This window comes from Cupriavidus sp. D39 (assembly GCF_026627925.1).
Lineage (GTDB): Bacteria > Pseudomonadota > Gammaproteobacteria > Burkholderiales > Burkholderiaceae > Cupriavidus > Cupriavidus ulmosensis.
Genome location: NZ_JAPNLE010000009.1, coordinates 3,361,339 through 3,379,736, shown reverse-complemented (window position 1 = coordinate 3,379,736; position 18,398 = coordinate 3,361,339). Strand labels below are relative to the sequence as shown.

14 protein-coding genes are annotated in these 18,398 nt (G+C 67.9%); 9 read left to right on the top strand and 5 right to left on the bottom strand.

Annotated elements, in window-relative coordinates:
• The first annotated feature begins 238 nt into the window (after positions 1 to 238).
• The 9 genes from OMK73_RS27875 to OMK73_RS27835 all read left to right on the top strand — a co-directional run bounded on the left by OMK73_RS27875 (position 239) and on the right by OMK73_RS27835 (position 10,201).
• Positions 239 to 913, top strand: a complete 675-nt coding sequence (locus tag OMK73_RS27875) for a response regulator (protein ID WP_043352486.1) — start codon at positions 239 to 241, stop codon at positions 911 to 913.
• Positions 913 to 2,382, top strand: coding sequence for a sensor histidine kinase (locus OMK73_RS27870; protein ID WP_267604868.1), 1,470 nt, complete (start codon positions 913 to 915; stop codon positions 2,380 to 2,382). The genes OMK73_RS27875 and OMK73_RS27870 overlap by 1 nt, the downstream gene beginning before the upstream one ends.
• A 374-nt stretch (positions 2,383 to 2,756) precedes the next feature.
• On the top strand, positions 2,757 to 3,725 hold the full coding sequence (locus OMK73_RS27865; protein ID WP_267604867.1) for a tripartite tricarboxylate transporter substrate binding protein: 969 nt from the start codon (positions 2,757 to 2,759) through the stop codon (positions 3,723 to 3,725).
• Positions 3,726 to 3,967: 242 nt separating this feature from the next.
• On the top strand, positions 3,968 to 4,441 hold the full coding sequence (locus OMK73_RS27860) for a tripartite tricarboxylate transporter TctB family protein (protein ID WP_267604866.1): 474 nt from the start codon (positions 3,968 to 3,970) through the stop codon (positions 4,439 to 4,441).
• 13 nt (positions 4,442 to 4,454) lie between these two features.
• Positions 4,455 to 5,969 carry a tripartite tricarboxylate transporter permease gene (locus tag OMK73_RS27855; protein ID WP_267604865.1) on the top strand — a complete coding sequence of 505 codons (1,515 nt, stop codon included), beginning with the start codon at positions 4,455 to 4,457 and terminating at the stop codon, positions 5,967 to 5,969.
• Between the two features lie 184 nt (positions 5,970 to 6,153).
• On the top strand, positions 6,154 to 7,170 hold the full coding sequence (locus tag OMK73_RS27850; RefSeq protein ID WP_267606538.1) for an AbrB family transcriptional regulator: 1,017 nt from the start codon (positions 6,154 to 6,156) through the stop codon (positions 7,168 to 7,170).
• Positions 7,171 to 7,209: 39 nt separating this feature from the next.
• Positions 7,210 to 7,650, top strand: coding sequence for a PaaI family thioesterase (locus OMK73_RS27845; protein ID WP_267604864.1), 441 nt, complete (start codon positions 7,210 to 7,212; stop codon positions 7,648 to 7,650).
• A gap of 44 nt (positions 7,651 to 7,694) precedes the next feature.
• Positions 7,695 to 8,627, top strand: a complete 933-nt coding sequence (locus OMK73_RS27840) for a patatin-like phospholipase family protein (RefSeq protein WP_267604863.1) — start codon at positions 7,695 to 7,697, stop codon at positions 8,625 to 8,627.
• 80 nt (positions 8,628 to 8,707) lie between these two features.
• Positions 8,708 to 10,201, top strand: a complete 1,494-nt coding sequence (locus OMK73_RS27835) for a dihydrolipoyl dehydrogenase family protein (RefSeq protein WP_267604862.1) — start codon at positions 8,708 to 8,710, stop codon at positions 10,199 to 10,201.
• A 13-nt stretch (positions 10,202 to 10,214) separates the two neighbouring features.
• Here OMK73_RS27835 and OMK73_RS27830 read toward each other — a convergent pair whose 3' ends face one another.
• Genes OMK73_RS27830 through OMK73_RS27810 form a run of 5 tightly spaced genes read right to left on the bottom strand, consistent with a single transcriptional unit; the run spans position 10,215 to position 18,381 of the window.
• The gene (locus OMK73_RS27830; RefSeq protein WP_267604861.1) at positions 10,215 to 11,114 is read right to left on the bottom strand and encodes a ChaN family lipoprotein; all 900 of its coding nucleotides are present in this window, start codon (positions 11,112 to 11,114) and stop codon (positions 10,215 to 10,217) included.
• Between the two features lie 52 nt (positions 11,115 to 11,166).
• Positions 11,167 to 11,487 carry a DUF2149 domain-containing protein gene (locus tag OMK73_RS27825; RefSeq protein WP_267604860.1) on the bottom strand — a complete coding sequence of 107 codons (321 nt, stop codon included), beginning with the start codon at positions 11,485 to 11,487 and terminating at the stop codon, positions 11,167 to 11,169.
• Positions 11,484 to 11,993, bottom strand: a complete 510-nt coding sequence (locus tag OMK73_RS27820; protein WP_267604859.1) for a MotA/TolQ/ExbB proton channel family protein — start codon at positions 11,991 to 11,993, stop codon at positions 11,484 to 11,486. The genes OMK73_RS27825 and OMK73_RS27820 overlap by 4 nt, the downstream gene beginning before the upstream one ends.
• Positions 11,974 to 16,080 carry a cobaltochelatase subunit CobN gene (gene cobN, locus OMK73_RS27815; protein ID WP_267604858.1) on the bottom strand — a complete coding sequence of 1,369 codons (4,107 nt, stop codon included), beginning with the start codon at positions 16,078 to 16,080 and terminating at the stop codon, positions 11,974 to 11,976. The genes OMK73_RS27820 and cobN overlap by 20 nt, the downstream gene beginning before the upstream one ends.
• 21 nt (positions 16,081 to 16,101) lie before the next feature.
• On the bottom strand, positions 16,102 to 18,381 hold the full coding sequence (locus OMK73_RS27810; protein ID WP_267604857.1) for a TonB-dependent hemoglobin/transferrin/lactoferrin family receptor: 2,280 nt from the start codon (positions 18,379 to 18,381) through the stop codon (positions 16,102 to 16,104).
• Positions 18,382 to 18,398: the final 17 nt, after the last annotated feature.

Below are 18,398 nucleotides of genomic sequence, written 5' to 3'. Positions count from 1 at the left end.
GACGATGGCGGGAGGGGGAGCCTGGACGGGAAGGGGGCAGCTTGCGCAAGGCGGGAACCATCGGTGGTGACATCGGTGGCCAAAAGGGCCATGGCGCGCTCGCCGCGCGCAGCCCGGGGCGGAGGTATTATAAGCGCCCGCGGCGTGTCCTCGCGGCGGCGGCGGCCTTGCCAGCCATGGCGGCAAGGCCACCCGCGCTTTTTGGAAACGGACGCTTATCGAGCAGGGGAGGACCGCCGTGCGCCTATTGCTGGTGGAAGATGAGATTGAACTGGCGCGCTGGGTGGCGCGCGCCCTGGAGCAGGGCGGCTTCGTCATCGAGCACGTGGCCGACGGCTTGCAGGCCGAAGCGCGGCTGATGGCCGAGGAATACGATGTGGTGGTGCTGGACCTGCGCCTGCCCGGCAAGGACGGCCTGGCCGTGCTCAAGTCCATGCGCGGGCGCGACGACCGCACCCCGGTGCTGATCCTGACCGCTCAGGACACGCTCGACGAGCGCGTGCGCGGCCTCAACCTCGGCGCGGACGATTACCTGCCCAAGCCCTTTGCCATTGCCGAGCTGGAAGCGCGCATCCTGGCGTTGATCCGGCGCAGCCGCGGCCGCGCCCATCCGCGCCTGCAGTGCGGCACGCTGGTGTTCGACGGCGAAACGCGCAGCTTTACGCTCGAAGGTGCGCCGCTCGCGCTGACCCCGCGTGAATCGACCCTGCTGGGTGCGCTGCTGGCCAAGAGCGGCCAGCCGCTGACCAAGGCGCAACTGCTCGACAAGGTGTTCTCGCTCGATGCCGACGTCAGCCCCGATGCCATCGAAGTGCTGGTCTACCGGCTGCGCAAGAAGCTCTCGGGCCACGGCGTGACCATCGTCACGCTGCGCGGCTTCGGCTACCTGCTGGAACCGGAAGGACAGCCCTGATGCTGCGCCGCCTGCCCCGGCACTGGCTGCGGCGCTGGCTGCAGGGCAGCCTGCGCCGCCAGTTGCTGCTGCTGCTGGTGCCCGCGCTGGCGGCCATGATGGCGCTCGATACGTGGCTGACCTACGGCACGCTGCGCGACGCCGCCAACGCCGCCTACGACCGCTCGCTGTATGGCTCGGTGCGCGCCATCGACAACGCCATCGGCATGGCCGGCGAAAGCGTGCAGATCGCGCTGCCGGACGCCGCCATGGAGATGTTCGAGACCGCGGCGCAGACCCATGTCTTCTACCGCGTTTCGCTGGAGCGCAACGGCAAGATCGAAACCGTCACCGGCTACGACGACCTGCCGCTGCCCAAGGGGGACATCGCCAGCAACCAGCCACGCTTCTACGACGCCGACTATCGCGGCGACCCGGTGCGCATCGCCGTGCTGGCGCACCCGGTGTATCGCCCCAACGCGCACATGCGCGTGATCGTGCAGGTGGCCGAGACCGCCGAGCCGCGCTTTGCGCTGATCGCCACCGTGTGGCGCGGCGCACTGGCGCGCGACGTGCTGCTGATCCTGATCAGCGCGGGGATCCTGGTGGCCGGCATCACCTACGTGCTGCGCCCGCTCGCACGCGTGCGCGACGACGTGCAGGCGCGCTCCGCCGACGACCTCACGCCGCTGGCCTTCGACCATGTGCCGATGGAAGTCCGCCCGCTGGTCGATGCGGTCAACCTGCACGTCTCGCGCTCCGCCGCGATGACGCAGGCCCAGGCACAATTCATCGCTGACGCGGCGCACCAGTTGCGCACGCCGCTGGCCATCCTCAAGACGCAAGCCGAATTCGCCCAGCGCCAGCTATGCGCCGGCGCCGACCCGGCGCGCGCGCGCGATGCGGCCGGGGAAGCGGTAGGCGGCATCGTCACGCAGCTGGAGCAGGCCGCGCGCCTGACCAACCAGCTGCTGGCGCTGGCGCGGGTCCGGCAACACCCGGGCAGCGACGCGCCAGGCGACGCCGAACCGCTGGAGCTGATCGACGCCGTGGCCGTGGCCGAGCAGGTGGCGCTGGACTACCTGCCGCTGGCGCGCGGCAAGCAGCAGGATTTTGGCTGGGAGCGGCCGCAGGGGCTGGCGCTGCCGGTACGCGCGGATGCCGCGCTATTGCGCGAGGCCTTTGCCAACCTTGTCCACAACGCGATCCAGTATTCGCCGCGCGGCAGCCGCATCACGCTTTCGGCCGCGCGCATCGGGGATGCCGCCTGCCTGGTGGTGGAGGACGATGGGCCGGGCATTCCTGCCGAGGAACGCGAGAAGGTCTTTGCGCGGTTCTACCGGCGGGTCGGGAACCTGGAGCCGGGCTCGGGCCTGGGCCTGGCCATTTCCCGCGAGATGGCCGCGCGTTTCGGGGGCACCGTGGAGCTGGGGATTGCGGCGCAGGGCAAAGGGGTTCGGGCGGTCCTGGCGCTGCCGATCGGGGAATGAAAGGGCACGCTGGAAAGACCAAAAGATCCAAAAGCGTCAAATGTCCATACATCCGACCCCACGTAAACCCCACCCCATTCCCTGGCAAATTGACAGCCTTTTGACAGTTTCTACCCCTAGAATCGCGCCATGGCCGCCGTACTGGCCAGACCAAGCCAGAAAGCCAAAGAACAAGTCCGGCATGCAAGCGCTGCCAGGGACAGGAGACAACGCCTAGCCGGCCGGTCGACGCACTCAGCGCCCGGACGCATCGCACGACTCTCCCGCCCCCGACAGCCAGCCTCGGTGCCAGCCGGACACCTCCGGGTCGGTCCTCGCCAGCATCGTCGGCGACCGTTCACCGGCAATCCTCTGAAAAAGAACAGGAGACCGTTATGCGTCGTTCGATTACTCGCTTTGCCCATGTTGTCATGGCTTCGGCCGCGATCACCGCCACCGTGGCTGCCGCGCCCGCATTCGCGCTCGACAGCGTGAAGTTCATGATCGGCGCCAATCCGGGCGGCGGCTTCGACCAGACCGGCCGCTCGCTGGGCGCGGCGCTGGTTTCCGCCGGCGTGGCCAAGACGGCCTCCTACGACAACAAGGGCGGCGCGGGCGGCACCATCGGCCTGACGCAGTTCGTCAATACCGACAAGGGCAACCCCAACGCGATGATCGTCACCGGCGCGGTGATGGTCGGCGCGATCGAGACCAACCATCCGCCGGTCACGCTGAAGAACGCCACCCTGATCGCTCGCCTGTTCGCCGACACCATGGTGATCACCGTGCCGGCGAATTCGCCGCTGAAGTCCATGAAGGACCTGACCGCCCAGCTCAAGGCCAACCCGGGCAGCGTGAGCTGGGGCGGTGGCTCCAAGGGTTCGATCGACCACATCCTGGCGGGCCTGGTCGCCAAGGAAAGCGGCGTGGACCCGAAGAAGATCAACTACGTGCCCTTCCAGGGCGGTGGTGAAGCGTCGGCCTCGATCCTGGGCGGCCACGTGACCGTCGGCCTTGCTGGCGTGTCCGAGTTCCTGCCCTTCATCAAGAGCGGCAAGATGCGCGCGCTGGCCGTGACCTCCAAGGAGCGCACCGCCGATATCCCGACGCTCAAGGAGCAGGGCATCAACGTGGAGATCTACAACTGGCGCGGCGTGTATGGCGCGCCGGGCATCACCGCCGAGCAACGCAAGGCGCTGGTGGATGCGGTGGTCAAGGCGACCGAAACCCCGCTGTGGAAGGAAACGCTTGCCAAGAATGACTGGACCCCGTTCCTGCTGACCGGCGACGAGTTCGGCAAGTTCGTGGACAACGAGTCGGCCCGCCTGGGCGGTTCGCTGCGCGAGCTGGGCGTGGCGAAGTAAGCAACGCCGCCGCCCCGTTTCACTGCTTGATCGTTTCAGCGTTTTACCTGTCGGCCCTGCCTGCGGCGCACCGTAACGCTCGGTGCGCATGCGGCAGGCGGGGGTCCGGTGTCCACCTGCGATACCCAAAAACCAAACTACAAATCGCCGGGCCCCCGCCTTAAGCGGGGACGACAAACCGCGGGACGCCAAGGGCCGGACAACACGGCCGCAGGCACCGCTTGAAGGAGCCACTTCCAATCATGAAACCCTCACACCTGGCGATCGGCATTGCCGTATTGCTGCTCTCCGTCTTCTACTTCGTGGGCCTGTCGGGCATCTCCGGCGACGAGGGCTATGCCGGCCTGTCGCCGCGCTTCATGCCCACGCTGGTTGCCATCGGCCTGGCCGCATGCGGCGCGGCGCTGACCTGGCAAGGCATTCGCGGCGGCTTTCGCAACATGCCGGAAGAAGACGCCGAACTGCCCAACGCTCCGCACAACTTCCGCGGCTTCCTGTGGGTGGCTGTCGGCCTGGTAGCCAACATGGCGCTGATCGGCACGCTGGGCTTCGTGCTGGCGTCGACCTTGCTGATGATCTGCGTGGCACGCGGCTACGGCAGCAAGCGCTTCCTGCGCGATGGCCTGATTGGCCTGTGCATTACGTTGCCAATGTGGGCATTGTTTGAATTCCTGCTCGGCATCAATTTGCCGTTGCTGCCCGTCGCCGGGTTCTGAACGGAGCTGATCCATGGATACTCTTAACCTGCTGATGCATGGCTTTGCCATCGCGATCACGCCGATGAACCTGATGTGGGCCCTGGTGGGCTGCTTCCTGGGCACCGCCATCGGCGTGCTGCCGGGCATCGGCCCCGCGCTCACGGTAGCCATGCTGCTGCCGCTGACCGCCAAGGTGGAACCCACCGCTGCGCTGATCATGTTCGCCGGCATCTACTACGGCGCCATGTACGGCGGCTCCACCACCTCCATCCTGATGAACACGCCGGGCGAGTCGTCGACCATGGTCACGGCGATGGAGGGCAACCTGATGGCCAAGAGCGGCCGCGCCGGCCCGGCGCTGGCCACCGCGGCCATCGGCTCGTTCGCCGCCGGCACCATCGCCACTGTGCTGCTGTCGATGTTCGCGCCGGTCGCGGCCGACGTGGCGCTGCAGTTCGGTCCCGGCGAATACTTCATGATCATGCTGCTGGCCTTCACCACGGTGTCGGCGGTGCTGGGCTCGTCCTTGCTGCGCGGCATGACCAGCCTGTTCCTGGGCCTGGGCATCGGCCTGATCGGCATGGACTCGCTGTCGGGCCAGACGCGCTACTCGATGAACGTGCAGGAGCTGTACGACGGCATCGACATCGTGGTGGTCGCCGTCGGCCTGTTCGCGGTGGGCGAGGCGCTGTTCAACGCCTTCTTCCCGCAGCCCGCGGGCGGCTTCAACAAGCTCAGCTCGGTCATGATGACCAAGTCGGACTGGAAGCGCTCGGTGCCGGCGTGGATCCGCGGCACCATCATCGGCTTCCCCTTCGGCCTGATCCCGGCCGGCGGCGCGGAGATCCCGACCTTCCTGTCGTACGCCACCGAGAAAAAGCTGTCCAAGCACAAGGATGAGTTCGGCACGGTGGGCGCGATCGAAGGCGTGGCTGGCCCCGAGGCCGCCAACAACGCCGCGGTGACAGCTACGCTGGCCCCGCTGCTGACGCTGGGCATCCCCACCTCGAACACCACCGCGATCCTGCTGGCGGCGTTCCAGAACTACAACCTGCAGCCGGGCCCGATGCTGTTCCAGACCTCGGGCGACCTGGTGTGGGGCCTGCTGGCTTCGCTGTACATCGGCAACGTGATGCTGCTGGTGCTGAACCTGCCGGCCATCGGCCTGTGGGTGCGCATGCTGCGCATCCCCACGCCGCTGCTGTACGGCGGCATCCTGATCTTCGCGGGCCTGGGCGCCTACGGCATCCGCCAGTCGTGGTTCGACCTGCTGCTGCTGTTCATCATCGGCGTGCTGGGCATGGCCATGCGCCGCTTCGACTTCCCCACCGCGCCGGTGATCGTGGGCATGATCCTCGGCCCCATCGCGGAGAAGCAGCTGCGCAATGCGCTGTCGATCAGCCAGGGCGACTGGTCGATCTTCGTGACCCAGCCGATCTCGGCCACCATCCTGGCCATGACCGTGGCGGTGGTGCTGATCCCGCGCATCCTGGGCTGGCTGGCCCGGCGCTCGGCGCGCGGCAAAGTGGCTGACGCCACAACCTGATTAGCGCAAAATGCGGGCAAGGCCCGGCACTCCAGGGTGCCGGGCCTTTTCATTTGTGGCGTCATGGCATCGGCGCCTTTGTCTCTACATTGCGCTCCATCACAAGAACATCGCGCCGGCGCCCGCGCGCCAGGCCGCTGCCACATGCCCTCTCCTTCACCGCTGGCGTCCGGTCCTCTCGACGCTGCTGCTCGGCCTGGCCGCCGCGCTGCTTTGCACGCTGCTGCACACACCGCTGCCGTGGATGATCGGCCCGCTGCTGGCGGTAGCCATCGCGCGCATGCGCGGCGCCGACCTGCGCGCGCCCACGCAGGCGCGCAATGCCGGGCAGTGGGCCATCGGCACCTCGCTCGGGCTTTACTTCACGTCCGACGTGGTGGCGCGGCTGATCGAGTTCCTGCCGTATATCGTCGCGGGCTCGCTGTTTGCGCTGCTGCTTGGCTGCGGCGGCGCCTGGCTGCTGCGCAGGACCACCGGCGTGGCGTTCAAGACGGCGTACTTCTCAACCGCCATCGGCGGCGCGTCGGAGATGGCCAACCTGGCCGAGCGCAACGGCGCGCGCATCGACCAGGTGGCTGCCGCGCATTCGCTGCGCGTGCTGATGGTGGTGGTAGCCGTGCCCGCGCTGTTCCAGTACGGCGGCATCCACGGGCTCGACCCTTACGTGCCCGGGCCACGCACGGTGGACTACCTGTGGCTGCCCGTGCTGATCGCGATCACGGTCAGCGTGGCGCTAGTGCTCAAGCACTTCAACCTGCCCAATCCCTTCGTGATCGGCACGCTGCTGGCGGCCGCCGTGCTGACCGCGTCGGGCTTCGAGCTGTCCGCCATTCCCACCTGGATGAGCCGCGCCGGGCAGTTGATGATCGGCGTGTCGCTGGGCGCGCGTTTCTCGCGCGACTTCCTCCATACCGCGCCGCGCTTTCTCGGCGGCGTGGCGGTGTACACGCTGGTGGCGCTGGTGCTCTCCGCGCTGTTCGGCTGGGGCCTGTCGGTGCTGTCCGGCGTGCATCCCGCAACAGCCATCCTCGGCACCACGCCAGGCGGCATTGCCGAGATGTGCATCACGGCCAAGGTGCTGGAGCTTGGCGTGCCGCTGGTCACGGCCTTCCACGTGATCCGGATGGCCTTCGTGGTGCTGTGCACCGGCCCCCTGTATCATTGGCTCAAACATCGTGCCGCGCCGCAGGAGACGGAATAGCAACCTGGCCCGGCCTCATCCCAGACAAACGGGCGTGCCATGCCAGAGCCAACGCTAGAACCAAAGCCGGAATCCGGCTTCACGCTTGCCGATATCGACCGCACCTTGCAGCGCGTCCTGGCGCCATGGGTGCGCCAACTCGGGCTGCGGGCCGAGCACGTTGATGCACAGGGCGTAACGCTGCGCCTGCCTTTTGACGAATCATTTCGCCACGCGGGTGGCGTGGTGTGCGGCCAGGTGCTGATGTCCGCCGCCGATACCGCCATGATCGTGGCCGTCGCCAATGCACTCGGCGCCTTCAGGCCGATGACCACCGTCACGCTCACCACCAACTTCATGCGCCCGGTGATCGAGGGCGATGTGCTGGTGCGCGCCAATGTGCTGCGCCTGGGCAAGACCGTGGTGTTCGGCGAGATCGAGCTGACCGGCACCGATGGCAAGCTGGCCGTGCAGGCTACCACCACCTACGCGCTGCTGTGAGCGGCGCATCACCAAATTGCACGCTACCCTCCCAAGCCATCTCCATGCATGAGCCCCGCAGCCTGACGCCTGCCCCCATCCAGCCCGCCACCGCAGCCTCGCCCTTCGACCAGGTGGTGTTTGCCGGCGGCGGCAACCGCTGCTGGTGGCAGGCAGGCTGGTGGGACACGGTGGCGCCCGAGCTGGGGCTGCGCCCGCGCGTGATCGCGGGCATTTCCGCCGGGGCCGCCACGGCGTGCATGATCTACACGCACGACTCCCGCCAGGTGATGGAGTACTACGGCGAGGTGCTCGCCGGCAACCGGCGCAATGCGTACTGGGGCAACCTGCTGAGCAAGCAGCGGGTGTTTCCGCATTACGGCATCTACCGCACCGCCTTGTTGAACATCTTCGGCGAGGGCCGCCTGGCAAACCTGCAGACGGCGCCGGAGATCCGCATCGGCGTGGCCCACATCCCGCGCTGGAGCGGCCCGCGGCTGGCGGTGATGGCCGGGCTGGTCGCCTACAACATCGAGAAGCACTGGCTCAAGACCTTGCACCCGCGCCTGGGCCGCAAGCTCGGCTTTCATCCCGAGTTCGTGCGTGCGCAGGACTGCGGCTCGCCCGAGCAACTGGCGGACCTGCTGCTGCAATCGTCCTCGACCCCGCCCTTCACGCCGGTGCTGCGGCGCGATGGCCGGCCCGTGCTGGATGGCGGCATGGTCGACAATGTGCCGGTCGACGCGCTCGACCCCACGCCCGGCAACGTGCTGGTGCTGGTGACGCGGCTCTATCCGCGCCCGCGCCGCTTTGTACTGCAACACGGCGCGCAGCGCCGGCTCTACCTGCAACCTTCGCAACGGGTTCCGATCTCGAGCTGGGACTACACTCAGCCCGGCGCGATGATCGGTGCCTACGAACTCGGCCGGCGCGACGGGGAAACCTTTTTGCGTGATTGGCCGTCTGTCATGAAGACGGAGCTTGGCACCGCCGGATAGCGCTCCAGCGCGTCGGCCGTGCTCGCGGCTCCGTCATCACGATGTGCAATGCGGCCTTCGCGCCGCTACAGGAGGCATTGATGTCGAAACGCCAGGCAAGATCCACGACCGAGCGTCAGAGCGCCCGCAGGGCTAGCACCGAGCAAGCGGTCGAGCATGTCCCCCGTCGTGGCAAGCGCAAGCCCGGCGCGCAGCGCGAAGCGGATTTCGTGGTGATCGGTGCCGGCTCAGGCGGCGTGGCGGCAGCGCGGCGCGCGGCCACGCTAGGCGCGCGCGTGGTGCTGGTGGAGCGCGACGCGATCGGCGGCACCTGCGTCAACCGCGGCTGCGTTCCCAAGAAAATGCTCTCGTATGGCGCCAGCCTCGCGGCCGTCCTGTCAGGCTGCCTGTCGCATACCGGCGGCAAGGAGGACTGGAGCGATGCCATCGTGCGCGTCAACGCCGAGATGGCGCGGCTGCACGTGGCCTACACGCACCGGCTGCAGCAAGCCGGCGTGGAGCTGCTGCGCGGCGACGCCACGGTGAGCGCCGCCGACCAGGTACAGGTCGGCGCCGAGACCATCCGCGCCAAACGCATCCTGATTGCCACCGGCGCGCGGCCGCGCGCGTTGCCCGTGCCCGGCTTTGATCTTGCCTGCACTTCCGACGACATCTTCACCTGGCAAAGCCTGCCGGCCTCGCTGGTGGTCATCGGCGGCGGCTACGTGGCGGTGGAGCAAGCCTCGATCCTGTCGCGCTACGGCGTCAAGGTGGAGATGCTGGTGCGCGAGGCGCGCCTGTTGGCGCGCTTCGACCACGAGGTGGCCGACGCCCTGGCCGAGGCGCTCGCCGCCAAGGGCGTGCGCCTGCATTTCAATACCGAGGTGACGCTGCTGAACCAGGCCAACGGAGCCATCGATGTGTGCTACCGGCAGCATGGCAATCACGCGAATGGCGCGAATGGTGGCAATGGTGGCAATGGCAACGACCGCATCCAGACCGTGCGCGCGCAGGCGGCGCTGGCCGCCATCGGGCGCGATCCGCATTGGGGCGGGCTGGGCCTGGAATCGCTGGGCATCGCAAGCACGGAGAAGGGCGGCATCCAGGTGGACCGCTCGTTTCGCACCAAGGTGCGTTCGATCCATGCCATTGGCGATGTCATCGACGGCCAGCACCTCACGCCGGTCGCCGGGGCGCAGGGCCGCTGGCTGGCCGACCGCCTGTTCGGCCGCCGCGGCGACCGCGCGGATTTTGAGCTGGTGCCAACGGCGGTGTTCTGCGAGCCAGCCATCGGCAGCGTGGGACTGACGGAGCATGCGGCCATCGAGGAAGCCGGCAAGGCGGAGCGCATCCACACCGTGGTACGCCGCTTCGTCTCGCTGGAGAATCGCTTCGCCGGCAGCGAGCAGGCCTCGATGGTGAAGCTGGTGGTAAATGCGCGCAGCGGCCGCGTGCTGGGCGCGCACATGATGGACAACGCCGCCCCTGAGATCGTGCAGGCATTTGCCGTGGCGGTGCGGCTCGGGGTGAAGCTGGCGCACCTGCAGACCACGGTGCAGTTGCATCCGACCGTGGCCGAGGAGCTGTTCGGCTAAGCGCGCGCTGGATTCAGGCCGGCTCGGCCATCGCCGCCGGCTTGGCGCCTTCGCACGGATCGGGCCGCTTGTGCACGGGCACCAGCACCACGCGATCATAGGCACCGATTTCGTGGCCGCTGGCCTGCTCCAGGTAACCCACGCTGTAGATTTCGCCCGGCGGGGCGGCGAGCCAGCGCGGCGCGCCCACGTCGCGTCGCACATGGCCGTTGCCGGCGATCAGCACGGCGCCGCGTTCGGCGTACGTGCGCATCGCCGCGGCCATCACCGCATCGCGCGCGGCCTGCGCGTCGAGCATGCCGGGCAGCATGGCCTTGGGGAAATTGCCGCAGTGGCCACGGTCGAGCACCGCGGTCTGCTCGGTCACCACGTCCGTGGGCAAGGGCGCGGCGAGGCCGAGGCGCTTACGCTCTGCCGCATCGAACACGCCATCCAGCCCGCCGCGCACGATCTTGCTCGCATCCGCGCGTGACAGGTTGGCCGCCACCAGCGGCAGGTCGTAGCGCAAGGCCAGCGCCACCACCGGCGTGTAAAGCTCCCATTGCCAGTTCTTGCCACCCGCCTGCGCCACGACATACGCCGCATCGCCGGGCCGCTCACGGCGGGCGCGATCGATATCGGCCTGGCGTTCGCGGTCGAACTGCTCCATCGCGATGGCCGGGCGCCAACCGGCTTCCAGTGCGTCGGACAACGCCAGCAGGCGCCGCTTTTGCCCATCGGCGTTGTCGTGGACCTCGCCCAGCAACACGTAGGTCTTGCCGGTGAACTGATGCGCGACATCGCCGGCCACGGCGGCCGGCGGCGTGCCTGCACAGCCGGCGAGCGCGGCGAACATGGCGGCCGCGAGCGCCAGTCCGGCGGCGCGGGCAGGAACAAAGCTGGCTAGGCGGGCAAAGCTGTGACGAATCTGCATGGCTAGGTAATCCTGGTTGCGATGGCTCGCTCGTGCTCATTATTGCGCAGTTTTACTGCGCAGCCGCCGCTTCCGGCACATATACCATCGATCCGTCCTGCAGCCGGTACGCCACGCCGGCCTTGGTGCCATCGCCGCTGCCGACCTGGCCGCTGGCCTGGTAGCGCACGACCTTCTCGCCCTGCTTGGAGACGATCTCCATATCGGGCTTGCCGGGATTGGTGATGACGGTGACGTCCGCGTGGGTAAACGGGTTCATCGGATTCTGCGCGATGGCCACCAGCAGCGCGGCGATCACCACCAGGAACACGTCGATCAGGTTGACCACGGACAGGATGGGGTCGTCGGCCTCGCTCTCTTCCAGGAACTTCATGCGTCCACCTCCCACCGCGGTTGATGCTTGCCCAGCCACACCAGTTCCTCGGCGAGCCAGCGGCGGCGCACGTTGACCACCCAGAAGGTAATGCTGGCAGCGATCAGCGCAAGAATCACCGCGGAAAACGCGATGGTGAGGTTTTCGCCCACGTTGGCGAGGTTGCCGCCGGACAAGCCCTTCAACGCCGGGCCCATCGGGATCATGGTGGCCACCAGCCCCAGCATCGGCGCGACGCGCGTGGCAATGCGCGGCCACTCCAGCAGGCGGTGCGCGGTCACGTCGAGCGTGTCCGGGTCCTGGATGCGGTGGCGCAGCGCGAACGCCACCAGCACATAGCCGCGGCCGGTCTCGATGCCGTGGCGGCGGCGTTGCCAGCCTTGCATGACGAACTCGCCGAGCGCCCAGAAGGCGTAGAGGAACAGCATCCCGATCAGGGCCAGCGTCGGCAACAGGAACAACTGGCCGACGTCGTACATCAGGGTTTCAAGCAGGGTGGGAGTCATGATGCCTCAGTGGGTTCTGGATTGTGTCTGGAAGAAGGGCGCCGAACCGGATCGGCGGCGCGGCGGCGCGCGCTGATGGTGCCCCCAGCATGGCGCCGGCCAGTGCGATGCCGGCGGCAAGCCACGACAGCACGGGCACGAGCACGGCAGTGGGCGGCTTTTTCTCCACCAGTTGCATGCCTTGCACCGGTACGGTTTGCGGCAGTGCCTTGGGTTCGGGCTGGGGCTCTGGTTGCGGCTCTGGTTGCGGCTTGGGCTGCGCCTGCTGCGGCGCGGGCCGTGGCGTCGCCTGCGGGGCTGCTGCCCTGGGCGCGCCGGCGGGCGGTGCCGCCGGTGCCTGCATGCCATAGCCTGCGGCGCCGGGCGCGGTCGCCTGCTGCTGCAGGTAGCGATTGAAGCTGCGGTTGTCGCTGCGGATATCGTGCCGCTGCGACAGCGTCTGCCAGCGATCCGCCAGCGTCTTCAACATCTCCCGATCTGTTTTCCAGTAGCCCTTGCGCGCGGCTTCCAGCATGCGCTCGATCACCTGTGCCTGCGCCTGCGGCGCGTTCTTCTCGAACCATTCGTCCAGGCCGAGCTGGTGCTTGTCCTTGACATAGACTTCGGCGAACTCGGTCCACTGGTCGTCGCGCACGATCTCCGGCGCGACCGCGGTCCAGCCCCAGAAGTTGTTCACCGTGTCGAGCACGTTGAGCGCGCCGCTATAGCCTTCGGCCTTCATGCCTTCGATCCAGCCGGGATGGAAATAGCGCGTGCGCAGCTCGGTGGCGAGGAACGATGCGGCCGTCTGCGTGCGCGCATTGCCCGCGTCGCGCAGGTTGGAGATCAGCAGCTCCGGCGCCTTGCCCGTCAGGTGGCGCACGGCCAGGCCGATGCCGCCGAGATACTGGAAGGGATCGTCGGTGGTCAGCATGCCGTACAGGTTGGAGCTGCGCGCCAGCAGCGCGCCTTCCACGCCCTTGAGGTTCTCCGCGTAGAGGTTGAATTGCGGCAGCTTCTCGCCCCACGTCTTCTCGTCGGGCCCGTAGCCGTATTGCATGCGCGCGAGATAGAGATTGGCCAGCTTGGCGTCCGCTTCCTTGCCGCTGCCGAAGCTGTCGCTGGCCAGCGTAGCGTCGTTCAGCCCCGTGCCATAGTTGCCGGTCTCGCTGGCAAAGATGCGCGTGAGCGCCAGCGACTCGATGCGTTCCGGGGTCATGTCCGCCGCCTTGCGTTGTGCCAGCCGCGCGCTGATTGCGTGCGTGCTGGCGGCAACCGCGTTGTCGGGCTCGGGCTGCGCGGCGGCGAGCTTCACCGCTTCGGCCAGCCACTTGATCAGGTTGGGGAAGTGATCGCGATAGAGGCCGGTAGCAGACAGCACCACATCCAAGCGCGGCCGCTCGAGCTCGGCGGCTGGAATCGCTTCCACGCCGACCACGCGGCCACCGCCGTCCCACTTCGGGCGGATCCCCATGGCGGCCATCGCCTGGGCTTCGAGCATGCCTTGATGGCGCATGGTCTCCACGCTCCACAGCGAGAAGGCCAGCTTGGTGGGCCACTTGCCGTGGCGCTTGCGCCAGTCGGCGATCATCGCTTCGGCCGCAGCTTGTCCTGCTGTCCAGGCCTCGCGGCTGGGCACCTTGGAAGGATCGAACCCATACAGGTTGCGTCCGGTCGGCAGCGCATCGGGATTGCGCACCGGATCGCCGCCGGTGCCGGCCAGCACATAGCGGCCGGCCAGCGCGATGAGGATGGACTCGCTCTCCGGCGCGGCGTCGAGGCTGGCGTAAAGCGCGCGGGCGCGCTGCATGTCTTCGCGCTGCCTGGGATCGGACAGGTTCGTCAGCGGCGCGCCGTCGATCACGTACTTGCGCAGCATGGCATACGGCGCCGATTGCGCGAGCTGCTTGTAGTCGAGCGCGAACAGTTCTTCCGGCTCATCGGGAAACACGCGCTTGAGCCACGGTTGCCCGAGCATGGCCATCACCGTGTAGAGCCGCAGCTCGGGATCCTGCGACTGGCCGAAGGTGTGCAGGCCATAGGGCTGCAACGCGCCGGCTAGCTCGTGCAGATGCGTGTGCAGCGCATCGAGGTATTCGGTGAACCGCGCGCTCGCGCGGGCCTGCGGCCAGCCCATGTCGTCGAGCAGGTGCATGCGCGCGCTGCGCTTGAGGATGTCCTCGCGCAGCGTGTCCTTCACCGCGCCGTCGTCCTGCCGCAGGTAGTTGTGCAACTGGTCGTGCAGCACCGACAGATCGGTGTGCAGGCCCGCCGGCTTGAACGGCGGCGTCTGGTGGCTGATGATGGTGGCGCGGCCGCGGCGCTTGGCCTGCAATGCTTCGCCTACGTCATCGACGATGTAGGGATAGATCACCGGCACGCTGCCCAGCACCAGGTAGGGCTGGTCGGTCACGGACAAGCCGCGCTCCTTGCCGGGCGTCCATTCCTGCGTGCCGTGGGTGCCGTAGTGCACCAGTGCCTCGCGGTCTTCGCGCGCCCACAGGTAGGCCGCCATGTAAAAGTGGTTGAGCGGCGTCTTGGTGGAGTGGTAGAGCGCTTTCTCGGCGGCTTCGTCACGCTCGCCGCGCGGCGGCACCGGCATCAGCGCGACGTTGCCGAGCTGCAGGCGCGGGATGGCGAAGCCGGCCACGCCATTGCGCCTGATCGCCATCGACGAGGATTCGGGCTCGCCCCAGCGCGCGCTGACCTCGGCGCGGAACGCGGCGGGCTGCGCGTCGTACCAGCGGCGGTATTGCGCCATCGGCATCCACACCGCGCGATCCGCGTCGAGCAGCGCGGCGAGCTGTCCATCGCGGTAGAACGGAGCGAGCAATGCGCCCAGATCGCGCTGCAGCGTGAGCGCATCCGCAGCCTCGGTACGGTAGCCAGCCGCATGCAGTGCAGCCAGCGTGGACGACAGGCTGCGCGGCAGGTTGAGGAACGATGCCGACAGGTTCTTCTCACCGGCCGGATAGTTGTAGAACAGGATCGCCACGCGCTTGTCCGCATTCGGCGTGCGCTGCAGGCGCGTGAGCGCCAGCGCCTTGTCGGCTACGGCATCGAGCTGCGCCGGCAGGCTGACGATGCTGCCGTCCTTGTCCGAGGTGGCGGCGGCCAGCATGGGATCGCTCACGCCGGCAAGCTCGGGCTGCACGAGGTAGAAGGGCGTGTCGGTGAGACTGATGCCGTGGGGGTCGCGCTCCCAGTCTTGCGCGTCGCCTTTGCGATAGGGCATGACCTGCAGCACCGGGATGCCGAGTGTTTCGAACTCCGCTTTGCGGCCCGCCGCGTTGAGCATGATCTGGCCGCTGATGAGCACGTCGACGATGCGCTTTGCGCCGGGCGCGGCCATGCGCAGCACGCCGTGCGCATCCATCACGCCGCTGTAGAAGACCAGGGCACGCGCGCCGCGCGCTTCGATGCGCGCGATCAGGTCGTCGATGAAGGCGCTGTCGAGACCGGACACGTAGGCCTGGTGGATGGCGACGCCGATCACCGGCTCGCCGGCGTGGCCGGACACCTTGAGCGCGTCTTCCGGCGAGGCAGTCACCACGCTGGCGAGTCGCGGATGGTAGTAAGCGGCCTTGGGAAAGACCACCGGCGCGGGAATGCCGCTGTCCGCGCGCAGCTTGAACTGCTGCGCGGCCAGCGTGCGCATCATCGCGTCGAAGTTGGCGCGGCCGCCGTTGACGTAGTACGCCTGCAGCGTTGCACCCAGCGCGTTATCCACGCCGTGCGCCTCGAAGCGGTCGGTGGCGATCAGCAGGCGCGGCACGCGCGCATGGGTCCACAGCGGCCCGAGCTTGGCCAGCATCTCGGTAACGATATGGTCGCGCGGCGCGTCCAGGATCAGCAGGCCGGCGCCGTCGATGAACGGCGCGATGTCCTGCGCGCTCATGCGCTCGAGATAGCGCGCGTCCAGCGCCATGCCGTGCGCGCGCGCCATGGCCTGCAGCGGCTCGAACTTGCCGGCGGGCACCGGCGAGGTGGTCAGCACCGCGATGCGCGGCGCGGCCGACGCAGGCTGCATGCCGAGCATCAGCCAGGTTATCCACAGCAGGCAGAGTGTGCGCAGCCATCGCATCTTGATCTTGTTTTGTGAGGACATGTCGGGTCGTATCGCTTCCGGTCAGAACGACAGCTTCACGCTGGCGGCAAAGGTACGTCCAGGCTGCGTGTGGAAGTCCAGGCCCGGCTCGCTGGCGGCCACGCTGCCCTGGCGCACATCGCCCCACAGCCAGTACTTCTTGTCGAACACGTTATTCACCGACAGCACCAGGCTGGCGTAGCGGTTGAAGCGCCACCAGCCCTGGAGGTCGGCCACGCCATAGCCGCCCGGCTTGAAGTAGGCAAATGAGGTGTCGTCGGTGCGCGTCACGGCGCGCGCGCCGCGCCAGCGCAGGCTTGCGCCCTGGCCCTGGCTGTTGCTGCCGCGCTCCCACGTCAGCGCCGCGCTGGCGCGCAGCGGGGAGACCCTGTTGAGCGGCTGGCCGGTTTGCTCGTTGTTGCCGTGCGCGTAGGCCACGGCGCTGTCCACGCGCCATTGCGGCAGGAAGCGATAGCTGCCTCGCCACTCGGCACCGTAGATGCGCACGCTGCTCTGGTTGCGGTACTGGTACGTCGCGCGCAGGCCGGCGAGGCAGGCGGGGTCCGACGGGCACCTCAGCGCGACTTGCTCGATGAAGTCCTTGTAGCGGTTGTCGAACACCGCGACGCTGGTCTGCACGCGCTCATCCGTATAGTGCGCGCCGATTTCGAACGAGCGGCTCTTCTCCGGGTTCAGGTCGCCATTGGGCGCGGCGCCGTAGCCCTGGATGGTGTTGCGGAAGCTGCCGTTGATTTCCTGGTAGTTGGGCGCGCGGTAGCCGAACACGTACTGCGCCCACAGGTTGATGCGGTCGGTGGCTTGCCACAGTGCGGAGAGCTTGGGCGACAGGGCCGAATCGCTCTTGCTGATGGCGGGCTTGGAGGCCACGCTGTTGTAGAGCTTGTCGTCGTCCGGGCCGAGCGAGTAGTGGTCAAAGCGCAGGCCGGGCGTGAGCGTGAAGCGGCCGCCGGCGAACTGCAGTTCATCCTGCACGAAGATGCCGGTCTGGCGCGTTTCGCCCTTGGGAAAATCGTGGATCGGGAAGTTGTCGCCGGCCAGCGATTTCGACACCACGCCGGTGGTGCGGTTGTAGGTGGTGCCGTCGCGCATCTCGCTGGTCTGGGTACGCAGGAAGTCCACGCCCGTGATCAGCCGGTGGCCAACGATGCCGGTGTTGAACGACTTGTCGGCCTGCACATTGAAGCCGGTCTGCTGCTGGCGGAAGCCGAACAGCAGGTTCACGTCGCACTGGCTGCTGCCCGTGGTGGAGCCCGAGCATCCGGCGCTGGTGTTGCTGCGTACCTGGTTGGTCACGGTGTTGGACTCGCTCTGCTGGTAGAACACCGCCGCGCTCAGGCGGTCGATGACGCGGCTGGCCGGCTTCCATTCGTAGTCCAGGCTGACACGGTTGCGCGACAGGTCCTCGGTGCCGCTGGCGGAGGTCACGCGCGGCAGCGCGGTGGACAGCCGGCGGATATCGGTGAAGGTATCGTTGTCACGATGCTCGTAGGTCAGCCTGAAGCGATGGCCGGCGGCGGGATCGAGCACGATCTTGCCGAGCCACGCGTTGGTCTCGCTGTTCTGTGGATTGGCCTTGGTGCGGCCGGTCGAGGTGGTGTCGTTGCCGCCCATGCTCTCCACTTCGTGCCCCTTGCGGTGCGCGTACATGAACAAGCCCTTGATGGTCTCGTTGCCACCGGCCACGCCCGCGGTCTGGCCGAAGCTGCGGTCGATGCCGTTCCACGACAGGCCGGCCTCGCCACCCACCGCGCGAGCGCGCATCAGGTCCTCGGGATCCTTGGTGACGTACGACACCACGCCGCCGATGGCGTCCGAGCCGTACAGGCTGGAAGCCGGCCCGCGCAGCACCTCGATCCGCTTGAGGAAGGAGAACTCGGGCGCGTCGCGGGTGGCGCTGGACAGGTTGGAAGGGCCGCCGCCGTTGTAGTAGTCGGGCAGGCGCACGCCGTCGACCATCAGCAGCACGCGGTTGCCCTCGATGCCGCGAACATTGATGCTGCCGGCGCCAAAGCGGCGGCGGTCGCGGGGCACGTCGATATCGGGTTCATCGGCGAACAGGGCGGCCTCGTCGACCGGCTGGGCGCGTTCGATCCGGCTGGCGTCGATGGCGGTGATGGTGGAGGCAACGGCGTCGGCGCGCTCCTCGGTGCGGGTGGCGGTGACCACTACCTCGCTCAAGCGGCCGGCCGGATCGGCGGCCGGCTCGGCGGCCAGGGCGGGACCGCCCAGGGCGGCGCAGACGGCGGCAACGGGCGTGACTCGGACAGAGGCGCGCAAGCGCGCCAGACAGCGGCGTTTCATGGATTTTCCCCAAAAAA